Origin of the sequence: Bradyrhizobium sp. HKCCYLS3013 (assembly GCF_051167615.1) — a bacterium.
Classification (GTDB): Bacteria; Pseudomonadota; Alphaproteobacteria; order Rhizobiales; family Xanthobacteraceae; genus Bradyrhizobium.
Window position 1 is genome coordinate 103,131 of the sequence record NZ_JBNPTK010000001.1, and the last position, 14,973, is coordinate 118,103.

The window sequence follows — 14,973 nt, forward strand, 5'->3', positions numbered from 1 at the left end:
GCAGACGCACGTTCACATTCCCGCGGCGTGCTCCGCCCGAGTGATGCCATTGACATCGCCCTTCGAACCAATCGAGAGGGCGCAGGGAATGCCGGGTGAAGGCCTCACCCATGGCCCGCCTGCGAAAAAAATGCAGGCGGCAGGTACCACAGGTTCAGCCGAACATCCGGCATTCCCTGCGCGGCGGTCTTAACGCTTATACGTGCTCGCCCCGGGGATCGGCGTTCTTGTCCCCGTCGCTGGCCCGCCCCGCAAAGGGCACGACCCGCTTGGCCTCAGCACCGGGAGGCCAGGCCCACACGATTTCACGTCCGCGTCGACATCGTTCGTCGGCATGACCGAAGCCACGCTGCGACCCGACACGGCCACCGCATCCCCACCCCACGTATCGTGACGACCGCGCGTACGCCCCTCTCGGTGAGGCGGGATGGGCGGAGTTATGCACGAGTTCTGTAAAAACGAAAGCGGAAAATTTCGGCGCTTGGAACGGAGTCGTCGTTCGGCGTTGAAAGTGCTCGCGAAATGAGCTTTTCCGCGCGAGCGATTCTGTTGCGGTCGGCCGTTCTTGTGCAGTTAGATCGCGCAAAATCAGCAAAGTTGATTTGCCCGACGCCCGGACGAAGCCCTGCATCAGTCGGGTTCGAAATTGTGGATGCTCAAGGGATCACCTTGGACCTCTCCCGTTTGAAGGTAGGGGAGGCCTCAGCCTATCTATTTTGATTTACTCATAAATATCTCGTTTCGTTTAAGCGTGTGGGCGAATTTTGGGCTATGGATCCAACGGGGCTGGGACATATGATCCATGGTAGAATTATCGAGAATCGTTTTGCACGGCTAAACGCGTGGCTTGGGCAACAAAGAAGTACACCCCGCAGGACGTAAACCTCGCCGGTCGTGAGTTGGTGAAGCTATTCAACTCGGAGCGAGACTATGAGCAATGGACGGCCGAGGAGTGGACCTTATGGAACCATGCTGAGCCAGTTCTAAGGAATTGGCGGGCCTCTCACGGATACCCTCTGAACACCTTTCAGATGAATTTGCGCCGTGCAGCGCGCAGGTTCGATGATGCTCCTATTGTTGCGCAGAGGACTAAACGGCTTTCGTCGATCGTCGCGAAGCTTGACCGCGAACCTTTGATGAAGCTGAGCCAGATGCAAGACATCGGAGGATGTCGAGCAGTCGTAAAATCAATGTCAGCCGTGATGGCTTTGCAAGATTTCTATCTTCACAAGAGTGAAATTAAGCACAAGTTGTCCAAGTGCAATGATTACATCGAGGAGCCAAAAAATACCGGCTATCGCGGCATCCACCTAATCTACCGATTTTTTTCCGACAAAGAGGCTGGAGAACCGTGGAACGGCCTCAAGATAGAGATGCAACTGCGGTCTCAATATCAGCACGCCTGGGCAACAGCTGTTGAAACCGTGGGGACATTTATCGGCGAAGCTCTGAAATCCTCTTCCGGGCCAGACGAATGGTTGCGCTTCTTTGCCTTAATGGGATCGGTCATAGCGCTCCGCGAACGCTCGTCGCTGGTACCAGATACGCCGACCAAACGTAACGAATTGATAGAGGAGCTAGATCATCACTCCTACGTTCTCAAAGTCGAGAACCGATTGGTTGCATTTGGAAACGCGCTGCAAAGCATTAAGCGGACGACTGAGCGAGCCCATTGGTATTTGATGAAATTAGATACCAATGCGAACCAACTGATTGTGACGGGATTTCAGCGAGACGATTATGAAAATGCAACGGCCAGTTATTCGGAGGCAGAGGAACTGGTGAAAAGACGATCGGCAATGGACGCTGTCTTGGTTTCGGTCGACTCACTGGCGGCTTTGGAACGTGCCTATCCTAACTATTTCGCGGACACCCGAATTTTCGTCGAACTGATGAAGCAGGCTCTTAGCGGACACCAACGCAGAATCTTCGCTCCTGTGAGGTGATGTCGGCGCGTGACCTGTGCCGCAGCGGCCTACGATACAGCCGAGCGCCTGCGCCGGCAGATCGCGGTCGATGGCGACATGATCGACACCGGCAACTGCGGCAGGAAGGCAAACCCGCTGCTCGCGCTTGAGATCAGCGTCCGGAGCCTCACGGCGCGGCTATTGGGTCGGCTTGGTGTGCTTGATGGCGGCGAGAGCAAGCGCGGCCCTGGTCGCCCGCCGAAGCTGGGAGGCTGGTGATGCCGCAGCGACAGCGGCGTGAACGCAACATCAGTGAGGTGGCGCTTGATCTCTTCGATGAGCTGGAGCACCGCCGCGACCGGCGCAGCGAGGGCTACAGGCAGAAGGAGCCCGAGCTGATGCGCATGCTCTGCCTTACCAGCGAATATTGGACCGTAAACAGTGTCCTCGACCGCAGCGACGAGCCTTGCCATCCGCCGGGCTATATCGCGCATCACGACTGGCATCGCTGCCGCGAGGTGCGCCTTGCGCTGCTGTCAGCGCTGGAGGCCCGACGCGTACGGTGATGATCGCGTGCGGTTCCTCATGCTGACAGTGTAATTATGAGGAACCTACTGACATTTCGCACGGCTCGCTGATGCTGTGTGATCCGCTTTACGCCGAGCTGCGCAATGTCGCCGAGCAACACCGGAAGCTCCCTCGACCGCGCCAAGTGTTGCGCGATCAAGCTGGCGTCGCTGCCGGTCAAGACCGGGCGCCGCCGCTGCCGTCGAACGTTCGGTGGTCGCTCGGATAGCCCTTCACAATAAAGCCGAGTTAGATGTAAGCTTTACAACCGTAGGGATTGGGGAGGAATTGCATGAAACTCATCTCGGCGAAAGTTGGCCCTCTGAAGTCGATTGAGACGCCAACTGAGGTGAAGATCGAAGATCACGTCACGGTTTTGGTCGGAATGAATGAGGCGGGAAAAACGGTTTTCTTGCAAGGTTTACAGAAATCAGACGACGTGTTTGGCCTCGCGAAATTCGACTATGTCGAGGATTACCCGAGGAAGAACCTCACGGATTACGAGCGTCGCCATGACGAGAAACCTGACATGGTCACGACACTGCGATTCCAGCTTTCGTCGGAGAATGCTCAGGAAATCAATGCTACGCTTCACACTCAACTTTCGAACGATTTCATGTTTTCCGTAGAACATTATTACAACAACAATATAACGATTTTCATTTCCGTCGACGATACGCCAGCCATTGCGACTATCGCGAACCAGGCGAATTTAAGTACGGATTTTCGATCGGCCGTTCAGAAAGCAAAGCTGATACACGAAATTCCGGTTGCGGTAGCAAACTTGAATTTGACTGATGCGGACAAAGCTGCGCTAGGGACTATCAATTCACGCATCCAAAAGGTACCCGAGAACTGGCGAAACAATGTACTAACCTACGAAGTCTGGCAGGAGCTTCGTAAACGGCTGCCAATTTTTATGTACTTCGGTGACTATGATGTCCTGCCGAGCAAGATGAATCTACCTGACTTGGCGCGGCGCGTTGCGGAAGCCAAGGAAAAGCCAACCGAGCTCACGACGGAACATCGCGGCATCCTCGCATTGCTAAGAATGGCTAACATCACCGTAGATCAATTTGCGAATCCGGGTCCACTGGAGGCTCTGATAGCACGGATCGAATCGGTCTCGATCAAACTCACCGACCAAATCATGGAATTCTGGAAACAGAATGAAGACCTTCAAGTAAAGATCGAAATCCGCCCGGACCCAAATGATGAGCCGCCATACAACAGCGGGCCAAATCTCTACATCCGCATTTCAAACAACAAACACAGAGGCGTTTCTACTCCATTCAGACAACGCAGCCGAGGCTTCATCTGGTTTTTCAGTTTCCTCACTTGGTTTGACAGCGTACAGCATCAACTGGAAGCCGACCACGCCACGAAGAGGCCGGTCATTCTGTTATTAGACGAGCCCGCACTTAGTTTGCACGCACTCGCACAAGGCGATTTCTTGCGTTACATCGACGACCTCGCCCAACGCCATCAAGTTATCTACAGCACGCATTCGCCGTTCATGGTGCATTCCGATCGGCTTCACGAAGTCAGAGTCGTCGAGGATCGAGCGAGGGGCGGCACGGTGATTTCGGACAATGTATCTTGGACCGACGAACGAACAATCTTTCCGCTTCAGGCTGCTCTTGGCTGGACCGTCGCTCAAAACCTGTTCATTTCAGAGCGCAATTTGCTGGTCGAAGGATCGGCCGATTTGGTTTATCTGCAGGCGGCATCGTCGATATTGGAGTCGCAGGGAAAGGCATATCTACGACCGGATATTACGATTGTTCCAGCTGGCGGTTTGGACAAGGTCGTAACGTTCATCGCGCTGTTAAACGCCAATAAATTGAGAATAGCTGTGTTTCATGACTACCGGGGCGCTCCTGAGCAGAAATTGCTCGATTTGATGCGTGAAAAGTTGATCGCTTCAAAGGCGGTTCTAGATGCCTCGCAATTTCGAGACCTTGCTGCAATCGGTAAGAGCGGTAAACCGAGCGACACTGAGGACTTATTCGAGCCAGCGACCTACCTTCACTATTTCAACGAAGCCTTTAAAGACGGGCTTTTAGGCACAGCAATAGCTGAGTCTGATCTGCCGGCGGGTGACAGGATCATTGAACGGCTGGATCGCTACATGGCGTCTAAAGGAATCCAACTGCGGCCATCTGCGGGGTTCAACCACTATCTCCCCGCGATTGCACTTGCTCGCGATCCGTCGGTGATCGATGCAACTACGCTACGGAGATTCGAGGCTCTTTTCAAAGCCGTGAACGCTCTTTTCTGAGGTCTGTCTTCTTTAGCCGGCTACAGCGTGAACCTACGAACTGAGATATGCCCTGCCAAACAAAAAAACGCGGCTAGCTGCCGCCCCCTGCGTTTTGTTTTGCCCATATGCCGACAGCCGGATCAGGCCGCGCATCGTGCGGCTTCCGGCTCACCGTGTTGCGTGTTAAGGGATTACGGTGCAGTGCATTCTACTGAAATGGCTCAGCGAGCGTTGCCACTAAAAAAGCGGCTTCTGAAGGCGGCCCACCCCTTTTATCGCAGGAAAGGGACGGGCGGCTCTCCACCCAGTTTCGATCTCGACGGGTTGCCGGGCCTAAATCAGCCCGTACTGCATCCGCTCGCGCCGGGCGAGCAGCGGCAGGGCCTGGCCGGCGATGTAGGTCTTGAAGTGATTGCTCTCCTGATGGGCCTTGAAGGCGGCTTCGTCGCGGAACAGCTCGTAGAACAGGAACTGCGCCGGGTTCTCCTTGGCGCGGGAGATCAGGAACAGTTTTGCGCCGGGCTCGCGCTGCGCTTCGGGGAGGAAGCGCGACAGGATCTCGGCGACGCGGTCGGCCTCGCCGGACCTGGCCTCCCATTGGGCCACCACCAGCAGGCCGCCGCCGCTGACGGCCTCGCTCACGGTTCTGGTCTCGTTGGCATATCCGGTCATTGCGATCGTTCCTTTCGTTGATGTCGTGCAGGGGAATCGATACCGCGGTTTCGGCATCCGATCCTTCGATGGTGGACGAAGGATGGATGTTTCGCCGGGGCTTGACGGGCTGCTGGTGGGGAGAGATCGGGTTGCATCGGAGATGCAATTCGGGGGGGGACCACGCGGCACTTCCCGTGCCGCTGCCCCTCACCCCGACCCTCTCCCCGTAAGAACGGGGAGAGGGAGGGCACTGTCTTCCGGGCTCGTAGTTGGGCCACCCAGCGCGCCACGCGAGGGAACTGTAGCCGGCGGGGCGCCATGCGGATCGCAGTCCTGGCCGCCCTTGTGTCCGGCTCGCAACGCTTTAGAAAGGCTCCAACACTGATGGCCGCGCGTTGCGCGCGACCATCGTCATCATCAACCAGCAAGGCCAGCAGTGGTGGACGCCCTCAAAGTACGCAACGCAGCCGACGTGGAGGAGGTGGTCCGTTCCGCGATCGCCAGCGAGCAGCCGCTCGACGTCATCGGCCATGGCTCCAAGCGCCAGATCGGCCAGATCACCACCACGAATGCCGTGCTCGACCTGTCGGCGCTGAGCGCGGTCGTCGCCTACGAGCCGAACGAGCTGATCATCACCGCGCAGGCGGGCGCGCCGCTCGCCGACCTGCTGTCGCTGATCGATTCGAAGAGCCAGCAATTCGCGTTCGAGCCGATGGATACGGGGCCGCTGCTCGGCACCGCCGGCCGCGGCACGCTCGGCGGGATGATCGCGGCCGGGCTGGCCGGGCCGCGGCGGGTCCGGGCCGGCGGGGTGCGCGACCATCTGCTCGGGGCGCATGCCGTCTCCGGCTTCGGCGAGAGCTTCAAGACCGGCGGCAAGGTGGTCAAGAACGTCACCGGCTACGATCTCTGCAAGCTGCTGGCGGGCTCCTGGGGCACGCTCGCGGTGATGACCGAGGCGACCCTGAAGGTGATGCCGCGGCCGGAGGCCGAACGCACGCTGGTGCTGCGCGGGCTCGATGACCTCAAGGCCAACCGCGCCATGACGGCGGCGCTCGGCTCGCCGTTCGACGTCTCCGGAGCCGCGCATCTGCCGGCCTCGACGCTGCGGCCGGAGGTCACGGGCTTGAGCCCGACCGGCTCGCCGCGCGAGGCGGTCACGGTGATCAGGCTGGAGGGCATCACGGCGTCCGCGGCGCATCGGGCGGCGTCGCTCGCCAAGCAACTCGCGGCGTTCGGCGCGGCCGAGATCATCGCGGACGACGCCTCCACCGATGTCTGGAACGCCGTCCGCGACGTGCTGCCGTTCGCCGCCCATGGGCCGCTCGGCGCCTGGACGGTGTGGCGGATCGTCTGTCCGCCGGTGTCGGGCGGCGCCATCGGGCAGGCCCTGACGCGCCAGACCGGCGGCGAGGTGATCTATGACTGGGGCGGGGGCCTGATCTGGGCCGCGCTGCCGCCGCAGCCCGATGCGTCGGCGGGGCTGGTGCGCAAGCATGTCGAGGCCGCCGGCGGCCACGCGACCCTGCTGCGCGCGTGGGACGAGATGCGGCTCGCGGTCGACGTGTTCCACCCGCAGCCCTCAGGCGTCGCCGCGCTGGAGGAGCGCGTTCGCGTCTCCTTCGATCCCAAGACCATTCTCAACCGCGGCCGTCTGCGTCGGAGCGTTGCGTCATGAAGACCGAGTTCACCCTGGCGCAGCTCGCCGATCCCGACATCGCGGTCGCCGACAAGATCCTGCGCGCCTGCGTGCATTGCGGCTTCTGCACCGCGACCTGTCCGACCTACGTGCTGCTCGGCGACGAGCTCGACAGCCCGCGCGGGCGGATCTACCTGATCAAGCAGATGCTGGAGAAGGACCAGGCGCCGACATCAGACGTGGTCAAGCATATCGACCGCTGCCTGTCGTGCCTGTCCTGCATGACGACCTGCCCGTCGGGCGTCCACTACATGCATCTGGTCGATCAGGCGCGGGTGCGAATCGAGCAGCGTTACGAGCGTCCGCTGACCGACCGGTGGCTGCGCGCCGTGCTCGCTTATGTGCTGCCGCGGCCGCGTGAGTTTCGGCTGGCGATGACCCTGGCGCGGCTCGGCCGGCCGTTCAAGGCGCTGCTGCCGGCATCCTCCGCCTCGCGCGCACCTGCGCCCAGCCTGCTGCGGCGCGTCAGGGCGATGCTCGATCTGGCGCCCGCCGCCGCGCTGCCGCCGCCGGGGCCGGCTGATGGCAGCGTGTTTGCCGCGCAGGGCGCGCGGCGCGGCCGCGTCGCGCTGCTGCAGGGCTGCGCACAGGCGGCCCTGGCGCCGCGCATCAACCAGGCTGCGATCAACGTCCTGACCCGGCACGGCATCGAGGTCGTCTTGGTCAAGGACGAGCAATGCTGCGGTGCGCTGACCCATCACATGGGGCAGGATTCCGACGCGCTGGCGCGGGCGCGCGGCAATGTCGACGCCTGGACCGCGGAGGCGAAACGCGGCGGTCTCGACGCCATCCTGGTGACGACCTCGGGCTGCGGCACCGTCATCAAGGACTACGGACACATGCTGCGCGAAGACCCGCAATATGCAGCGTCCGCGGCCGCCGTGTCGGCGATCGCGAAGGACATCACCGAGTATCTCGCCGGTCTCGATCTGGTCCCTGCATCTCGGCGCGACGACATCGTCGTGGCCTATCACTCCGCCTGCTCGCTGCAACATGGGCAGAAAATCACGAGCATTCCGAAAGAATTGCTTTCCAAGTCCGGATTCGTGGTGAAAGATATACCGGAGAGTCATTTGTGTTGCGGTTCGGCGGGGACCTACAACATTCTCCAGCCTGACATCGCGATGAAGCTGCGCGATCGCAAGGTCGCCAACATCGCGACCGTCAAGCCGAATGTGATCGCGGCAGGCAATATCGGCTGCATGATGCAGATTGCCAGCGGCACCTCCGTCCCCGTCGTGCACACCGTTGAGCTTCTCGACTGGGCGACGGGCGGTCCGCGGCCAGGAATGATTTGACGGATGGGCGCGCGCTGATGGCCGGCCCGTCCCGCCGGACGAGCTGATCGAACGGCGGCAACTGGAGGGTTTCTGATGGCGAAGGACAAGAAGGCGAAGAAGGACAAGAAAGAAAAGAAGAAGCTGATGGCGCAGGCCAAGGCCGCCAAGAAGGCGACGAAGACGTCCGCCAAGAAGGCTGCAAAGAAGTCGGCGAAAAAGGCCGCCAAGAAGGCTGCCAAGAAAACTGTCAAGGCGCCGGCCAAGAAGGCGAAGAAGACCGTGAAGGCCGCGGCGAAGAAGGCGGCCAAGAAGGCTCCCGCCAAGAAGGCTGCGGCCAAGAAGGCCAAGGCGTCGGCTGCGAAGGCTCCGGCTGCGCCGAAGAAGAAGGCCGCCAAGAAGCGGGCTCCCAAGATGGCTCCGCTGGTCGAGACCCCCGAAATGCACGAGACCGAATCGGCTGCTGAGACCAGCTGGGCGATGCCGAGCGCGGCGCCCGAGGAGCACGAGGACGGCGAGGGCACGGCGTCCAGCAACTGATCCTCCGGACCGGATCATTCTCAGGGCCGGACGAATTCACATCGGGAGGCCGCGGCGGCTGCGCTGCGGCCTTTTCGTTTGCCAGCGTCCGTTGTCTGCGTTGGCTGCCCCTTGTTGTCGATGGACCTGTTTGTCCGAACGGTCGTCCCCGCAGATCTACGGCCGGGCGAATCCGACTCCGGTGCGCTGCGCCGTTTTGCTTGCGGCACCGCGTTTCCAGCGGGCCGGCACAATCGATTGTGCGTCCTAGCGTGCTTTCGGACACGGAGATTTGTTGTTCAAATGCAACACGCGCCGACTACCTGCCGTAGAAATGTCAAATCGCCCAAAAAGGCGGCAGATGCCGCGCTTTTTTGCTTCACGTGTGGCGGGACCCTGGCACAAATTGCGTCTGGATGACGCAGCCGGTCTTGTTTGCGCCCTGGGGGGCCAAGGTGGGGCAGGCTTTTTTCGAAATAGGGTGATGGGGATCGTCATGAAAAAGTGGGCTTTGCTGGCAACGGCGCTGGCAATGGTTTCGGGATCGGCTTCGGCGGCGGACATGGCGGTCAAGGCCTATAAGGCTCCGCCTCCGGTCGCGTTCGAGCCGTGGGACATCGCGTTCGGCGCGGCGATCATGAACGACTACGTGTTCCGCGGCGTCACCCAGTCGAACCACAAGGCGTCGGTCGCCGCCTATTTCGAGCCGCGCTACAACGTCAACAAGGACCTGCAGCTCTACGTCGGCGTCGCCGGCGAGAGCATCTCGTTCGCGAACCGCGCTGCTGCCGAGATCGACATCTACGGCGGTATCCGCCCGACCTTCGGCGCGTTCGCCTTCGACATCGGCGTCTGGGGCTATCTGTATCCGGGCGGCACCTGCTACTACGGCGGCGGCGCCGTGACGGATTTCGCGGGTCAGGCGCTGAGCGCCGAGTGTCAGGCCAACACGCTGACCAACCTGAACGTGATGAAGAAGGACGTCTCGTTCTTCGAAGTCTACGGCAAGATGAACTACACCGTGAACGACATGTGGACGTTCGGCGTCACCGAGTTCTACTCGCCGAACTTCCTGAACACCGGCGCCTGGGGCAACTACGCCTCGGTCACCGGCAAGTTCACCGCCCCGAGCACGACCTTCGGCTCCAGCGGCGTCGGCATGTACGTGTCGGGTGAGTTCGGCCGTCAGTGGTTCGGCACGTCGGACTCCTTCTACGGCGTTCCCGCCTTCCCGAACGGCATCAAGTATGCCGACTACAACACCTGGAACATCGGCGTCGGCTTCACCTACAAGGTGTTCACGCTGGACCTGCGCTACTCCGACACCGACATGTCGAAGGGTGATTGCAACGCCTTCACCAGCGACTTCACCGCCAGCGGCACCACCAACGTCACGCCGATCAACCCGGCTGGCCTGGGCTCGAAGTGGTGCGGTGCGACCGGCATCGCCAAGCTCTCGGTCGACCTGACGGCGATGAGCAATCTGAAGTAATCACCCGCCAAGGCGGATCGGACTGATCACGAAGGGCGGCAGAGCAATCTGCCGCCCTTCTGCTTTTTGGTGACGGGGGCCGGCTGTCGCTCGGACGTCTTGCCGCCTTTCCTAGTCGCCTTGCGTGGGCACCGCGGCGCGCGCGCCTCAGCTGCCTCCACCCGCGGTCGCGTCGGCCGCCTGTCCGGCTTGCCGCAGCGAGAACCGGTCGCCGTCGCGAATCAGCTCGACCTTGCGGTCGTGGAAATCGTGCAGGGTCGAGCGGTGGCCGATCGAGACGACGGTGGTCTGCGGCAGCCGCTCGGCGATGACCCGATAGAGCCGGGCTTCGCTCGGCTCGTCCAATGAGGCCGTGGCCTCGTCGAGGAACAGATATTGCGGCGCATGCAGCAGCGCGCGGGCGATGCCGAGCCGCTGCTGCTCGCCGAGCGACAGCATCCGGTTCCAGTGCTGGTCCTCGTCCAGCCGGTCCGCCAGTTGCGGCAGGCCGACGGCCACCAGCGTCTCCTTGACCTGCTCGGCACTGAACGCATCGGCGGCCGCGGGATAGACGATCGCCGCCTTGAGCGCGCCGATCGGGAAGTAGGGCCGCTGCGGCAGCATCATCAGCTTGGCATGCGCGGGCACGCGGATCGCGCCGCTGCCGAACGGCCAGATCCCGGCGATGGCGCGGAACAGCGTCGACTTGCCGGCGCCGGACGGCCCGGTGAGCAGCGTGCGTTCGCTGCTCTCGAGGCTGAAGCCGTCGGCCGCGATCAGCGGCAGGCCGTTCGGCAGCTTCAGCAGCAACTGGGCGAGCTCGATGCTGTCGCCGGCATGGCTGGCGACATCGATCGTCTGCGGCTCGGCCGAGAGCTTGGCGGCGCTCTCGATGGACATGTCGAAGCCGTCGAGGCGGGCGACGGTCGAGCGCCAGTCGGCGAGCGTCCGATAGGTCGTCACGAAGAACGACAGCGCACCCTGCACCGTCGAGAAGGCGGACGCCGTCTGCATGATGCCGCCCATCTGGATCGACTTGGCGAAGTAGGCAGGCGCAACCAGCACATAGGGAAAGATCACGGCCGCCTGCGAATAGCCGGCCGTGAAGGCCGTCAGCCGCTTGGTCCGGCTCATGATCTGGTACCAGTTCTGGACGACCCGGCCGAAGCGGGTGCCGAGCTGACCTTGCTCGGCGCCTTCGCCGCGCAGCAGCGCGATCTGCTCGGAGCTTTCGCGCACCCGCACCAGGTTGAAGCGGAAGTCGGCCTCGTAGCGCTGCTGCTCGAAGTTGAGATTGACGAGCGGCGATCCGATCCAATGCGTCAGGAGGGTCCCGAAGATCGCATAGATCAGCGCGATCCAGACCAGGTAGCCGGGGATCGCGATGTTGGTGCCGAACAGCTGCAGCGGGGCATCGGTCGACAGCCCCCAGAGCACCACCATGAACGATGCGAGCGAGACGACCGAGCTGAGCAGGCCGATGGTGATGTTCAGTGTCTTGTCGACGAACAGCTGCACGTCGTCGGCAATGCGCTGGTCCGGGTTGTCGGCGATGTCGCCCTTGAGCTGCATGCGATAGTGCGTGGCGTTGTCCAGCCAGCGGCGCAGGTAGACGTCGGTCATCCACCGCCGCCAGCGGATCTGCAGCCATTGATTGAGATAGAGCTGGTAGACGGCCAGGATGATGAAGATGGTCGCCAGTACGGCGAACACGCCGATTTCCCAGATGAAGCTGTTCCAATCATACTGCTGCAGCGCGTTGAAGAACCTGTTCTGCCACTGGTTCACCAGCACCTGGATCGCAACCAGCGACAGCTCGATCGCAATGACGGCGGCGAGAAGGATGCGGCCGGCGACCTTGTCCTCGGAGCGGAAGTAGGGAATGGCGATCCGCCAGACGGTGGCGACGGTCGAGCGCAGATTGTTCACAGACGGGCTGCTCCTGAGAAAAGGTCTTAACAGGCTGACGAAAAACGAGAAAATCGCTGGTGTCGCCGCCTGCCTAGACTAAAGTCGTAATCTGGCGGGTGGCCGCCGGCTTGTCGGTCGCGTGTGACAAACCGTAGCATGGGGCAGGGGAGAGGGACTGCGACCGCCGCCAGATTTCGCGAGAATTTGAGCAGAGTTGGGCGTTGCCGGTTTTGTGATCGCCTTTTCCGACCTTTGCCAGGCTTGGGGGCCTGGCGAGCAGACCTGATCCGTCCCGCCGGACGGGGTCCAACGACAAGAACGTGGGGGGAGAAGTCACGATGTGGAATCAAATCTACGACCCGTTGGGGAGCCCGGCGCTGTCGACGCTGGCCGCCGCCGTCCCGGTCGTGACGCTGCTGGTGCTGATCGCCAGTGGCAAGGTCAAGGCACACATCGCGGCGATCATCGCCGTGATCCTGACCAACCTGATCACGATCTTCGTGTTCACGATGCCCGCCAACATGTCGCTGCGCGCGACGTTTCTGGGCGTCATCACCGGGTTCTTTCCGATCGGCTGGATCGTCCTGAACGTCATCTTCCTCTACCAGGTCACGGTCTCCACCGGACGGTTCGAGCTTCTGAAGCGCGCCATCGGCGGCGTCACGGAAGACCGGCGCCTGCAGCTGCTGCTGGTCGCCTTCTCGTTCGGCGCGTTCTTCGAGGGCGCATCCGGCTTCGGAACACCGGTGGCGATCACCGGTGCCGTGCTGATCGGCCTCGGCTTCTCGCCGCTCGCGGCCTCCGGCCTGTCGCTGATCGCCAACACCGCCCCGGTCGCCTATGGCGCGCTGGGCACGCCGATCCAGGGCCTCGCCTCGGTCACCGGCCTCGACCCCTACATCCTCGGCGCCATGGTCGGCCGGCAGTTGCCGATGTTCTCGCTGATCGTGCCGTTCTGGGTGATCTGGGCGTTCGCGGGCTGGAAGGGCATGAAGGACGTGTGGCCGGCGATCCTGGTCACCGCCGTCTCGTTCGCGGTGCCGCAATTCCTGATCTCGAACTACGTCAACCCGTGGATCGTCGACATCGGCGCCTCGCTGATCTCGATGGGCGCGCTGATCCTGTTCCTGAAGGTCTGGCAGCCGAGGCAGCTGTGGCTGTCGCCGGCGTTGCGCGGGCGTGACGAATCGGCCGCCACGATGACGGCAGCGAAGCCGCTGGACCGTACGCCGCTGACGCAAGCCGAGCTCTGGGGCGCGCTGCTGCCCTGGATCATCGTCTGTGTCGTCATGCTGATCTGGGGCAACGGCGCCTTCAAGGCCTGGGCGAACTCGATCTTCACCTGGAACTATCCGGTGCCCGAGCTCGACAAGCTGATCAACAAGATGCCGCCGGTGGCTGCGAAGCCGACGCCGGAAGGCGCAGTGTTCTCGTTCACCTACCTGACCTTCACCGGCACTGGCATGCTGATCGCCGCGATCATCTCCGGCTTCCTGATGGGTGTCGGACCGGGCAAGCTGATCGCGGAATATGGCCGCACCATCCGTCTCTGCGCGATCTCGCTGATCACGATCTCGGCGATGCTCGCGATCGGCACGCTGACCCGGCTGTCCGGCGTCGATGCCACGCTCGGCCTAGCCTTTGCTGCGACCGGCGTGCTCTATCCGTTCTTCGGCACCTTGCTCGGCTGGTTGGGCGTGGCGCTGACCGGATCGGATACGGCTTCGAACGTGCTGTTCGGAAACCTGCAGAAGATCACCTCCGAGCAGCTCGGCCTGTCCCCTGTCCTGATGGCGGCCGCCAACTCCTCCGGTGGTGTCATGGGCAAGATGATCGATGCGCAGTCGATCGTGGTCGCCTCGACCGCCACCAACTGGTACGGCCATGAGAGCTCGATCCTGCGCTACGTCTTCCTGCATTCGATCGTGCTGGCCTGTCTTGTCGGCCTGTTCGTCACCTTGCAGGCCTATGTCTATCCGTTCACGGCGATGGTGCTGAAGTAGCAACACCGTCTGCGACAAAAGCCCCGCGCCGCAGCTGCGGCGCGGGGCTTGCTATGTTTGGAACACATTTGTGCGGGAGCCGTGCTGGCGGGAGTCACGGCCATCGCCTGGAAGGCGAGCCCTGCGTGTGACTGGTGTGAAGGGGAACGATGCAAGTGTTGAAGCGTGGCTGCGCCGTGGCGACGGTGGCGTTGTCGATGTCGGGGCTGGCGCTCGCCGCCGCCTCGGCGGAGGAGTTTCCCTTCGGCATGGAGATGACGCTCGATGCGCTGCCGCAGCCCGGCTCGAAACGGGTGCCGGATCTCGACATCGGCGATAACGGTGACACCGTGCTGGAGCTGTGGTGCAAGGGCGGCAAGGGCCAGTTCTCAGTTGCCGGCAACACCATCGTGTTCATCGCCAGCAGGATCGAGGACCGCAACTGCCCGGCGGCGCGCGCCCAGGCCGACGATGAGCTGATCGCGGCGCTGAGCGCGGCGACCAACTGGAAGCGTCAGGGCGACCTGATCATCTTCATCGGGCCGAAGACGCTGCGCTTCCGGCTCAATACGAACTGAGGCAGGGCGGTCGCCTGTGAAGATGAAAAGCTGCTGAGACCAGCAACCCTGCTGGTCAGTTACTCCGTCATGCCCGAGCTCGTCCCGCCTGCGCGGCCGCAGCCGCTTCGGCGCGGCGAAGGCCCGGGCATCCACGTCCGTCCCA

General features: G+C 62.0%; 12 protein-coding genes. 10 read left to right on the plus strand and 2 right to left on the minus strand.

Annotated features, from left to right (window positions below; translation table 11 throughout):
- The first annotated feature begins 1,031 nt into the window (after positions 1-1,031).
- The 4 genes from ACQR1F_RS00460 to ACQR1F_RS00475 all read left to right on the plus strand — a co-directional run bounded on the left by ACQR1F_RS00460 (position 1,032) and on the right by ACQR1F_RS00475 (position 4,755).
- Positions 1,032-1,946: a RelA/SpoT domain-containing protein gene (locus ACQR1F_RS00460; RefSeq protein WP_434912355.1), complete on the plus strand. Its 915-nt coding sequence runs from the start codon at positions 1,032-1,034 to the stop codon at positions 1,944-1,946.
- 9 nt (positions 1,947-1,955) lie between these two features.
- Positions 1,956-2,186: a hypothetical protein gene (locus tag ACQR1F_RS00465; protein WP_434912356.1), complete on the plus strand. Its 231-nt coding sequence runs from the start codon at positions 1,956-1,958 to the stop codon at positions 2,184-2,186.
- Entirely contained in the window at positions 2,186-2,473 is a 288-nt protein-coding gene (locus ACQR1F_RS00470; protein WP_434912357.1) for a hypothetical protein, read from the plus strand. The genes ACQR1F_RS00465 and ACQR1F_RS00470 overlap by 1 nt, the downstream gene beginning before the upstream one ends.
- Positions 2,474-2,766: 293 nt before the next feature.
- A complete protein-coding gene (locus ACQR1F_RS00475) occupies positions 2,767-4,755 on the plus strand; it encodes an ATP-dependent nuclease (RefSeq protein WP_434912358.1) in 1,989 nt (662 codons plus the stop codon).
- A 315-nt stretch (positions 4,756-5,070) separates the two neighbouring features.
- Here ACQR1F_RS00475 and ACQR1F_RS00480 read toward each other — a convergent pair whose 3' ends face one another.
- Positions 5,071-5,409: a putative quinol monooxygenase gene (locus ACQR1F_RS00480; protein ID WP_434912359.1), complete on the minus strand. Its 339-nt coding sequence runs from the start codon at positions 5,407-5,409 to the stop codon at positions 5,071-5,073.
- Positions 5,410-5,830: 421 nt separating this feature from the next.
- On the opposite strand from ACQR1F_RS00480, the gene ACQR1F_RS00485 reads away from it, so the two are divergent.
- From ACQR1F_RS00485 to ACQR1F_RS00500, 4 genes are all read left to right on the plus strand, one after another.
- The gene (locus ACQR1F_RS00485) at positions 5,831-7,069 is read left to right on the plus strand and encodes an FAD-binding protein (protein WP_434912360.1); all 1,239 of its coding nucleotides are present in this window, start codon (positions 5,831-5,833) and stop codon (positions 7,067-7,069) included.
- Positions 7,066-8,388, plus strand: a complete 1,323-nt coding sequence (glcF, locus tag ACQR1F_RS00490) for a glycolate oxidase subunit GlcF (protein WP_434912361.1) — start codon at positions 7,066-7,068, stop codon at positions 8,386-8,388. The genes ACQR1F_RS00485 and glcF overlap by 4 nt, the downstream gene beginning before the upstream one ends.
- A gap of 75 nt (positions 8,389-8,463) precedes the next feature.
- Complete coding sequence (locus ACQR1F_RS00495) at positions 8,464-8,907, plus strand: hypothetical protein (RefSeq protein ID WP_434912362.1); 444 nt, start codon at positions 8,464-8,466, stop codon at positions 8,905-8,907.
- A gap of 475 nt (positions 8,908-9,382) precedes the next feature.
- Positions 9,383-10,378 carry a TorF family putative porin gene (locus ACQR1F_RS00500; protein WP_316179491.1) on the plus strand — a complete coding sequence of 332 codons (996 nt, stop codon included), beginning with the start codon at positions 9,383-9,385 and terminating at the stop codon, positions 10,376-10,378.
- 147 nt (positions 10,379-10,525) lie between these two features.
- Here the strand turns inward: ACQR1F_RS00500 and ACQR1F_RS00505 are convergent, their stop codons facing one another.
- The gene (locus ACQR1F_RS00505) at positions 10,526-12,286 is read right to left on the minus strand and encodes an ABC transporter ATP-binding protein/permease (RefSeq protein WP_434912363.1); all 1,761 of its coding nucleotides are present in this window, start codon (positions 12,284-12,286) and stop codon (positions 10,526-10,528) included.
- A 320-nt stretch (positions 12,287-12,606) separates the two neighbouring features.
- Here ACQR1F_RS00505 and ACQR1F_RS00510 point away from each other — a divergent pair, with 320 nt between their 5' ends.
- Both ACQR1F_RS00510 and ACQR1F_RS00515 read left to right on the plus strand, forming a co-directional pair.
- Positions 12,607-14,271: an L-lactate permease gene (locus ACQR1F_RS00510; RefSeq protein WP_315801899.1), complete on the plus strand. Its 1,665-nt coding sequence runs from the start codon at positions 12,607-12,609 to the stop codon at positions 14,269-14,271.
- A 149-nt stretch (positions 14,272-14,420) separates the two neighbouring features.
- Positions 14,421-14,828, plus strand: a complete 408-nt coding sequence (locus tag ACQR1F_RS00515; protein WP_316179487.1) for an META domain-containing protein — start codon at positions 14,421-14,423, stop codon at positions 14,826-14,828.
- The last annotated feature ends 145 nt before the right edge of the window (positions 14,829-14,973 follow it).

Excerpts from the sequence above, each read along its gene's own strand:
- ACQR1F_RS00460 (WP_434912355.1), top strand. The coding sequence starts at position 1,032 with ATGAATTTGCGCCGTGCAGCGCGCAGGTTCGATGATGCTCCTATTGTT.
- ACQR1F_RS00470 (WP_434912357.1), top strand. The coding sequence starts at position 2,186 with ATGCCGCAGCGACAGCGGCGTGAACGCAACATCAGTGAGGTGGCGCTT.
- ACQR1F_RS00475 (WP_434912358.1), top strand. The coding sequence starts at position 2,767 with ATGAAACTCATCTCGGCGAAAGTTGGCCCTCTGAAGTCGATTGAGACG.
- ACQR1F_RS00480 (WP_434912359.1), bottom strand. The coding sequence starts at position 5,409 with ATGACCGGATATGCCAACGAGACCAGAACCGTGAGCGAGGCCGTCAGC.
- glcF (WP_434912361.1), top strand. The coding sequence starts at position 7,066 with ATGAAGACCGAGTTCACCCTGGCGCAGCTCGCCGATCCCGACATCGCG.
- ACQR1F_RS00495 (WP_434912362.1), top strand. The coding sequence starts at position 8,464 with ATGGCGAAGGACAAGAAGGCGAAGAAGGACAAGAAAGAAAAGAAGAAG.
- ACQR1F_RS00500 (WP_316179491.1), top strand. The coding sequence starts at position 9,383 with ATGAAAAAGTGGGCTTTGCTGGCAACGGCGCTGGCAATGGTTTCGGGA.
- ACQR1F_RS00510 (WP_315801899.1), top strand. The coding sequence starts at position 12,607 with ATGTGGAATCAAATCTACGACCCGTTGGGGAGCCCGGCGCTGTCGACG.
- ACQR1F_RS00515 (WP_316179487.1), top strand. The coding sequence starts at position 14,421 with ATGCAAGTGTTGAAGCGTGGCTGCGCCGTGGCGACGGTGGCGTTGTCG.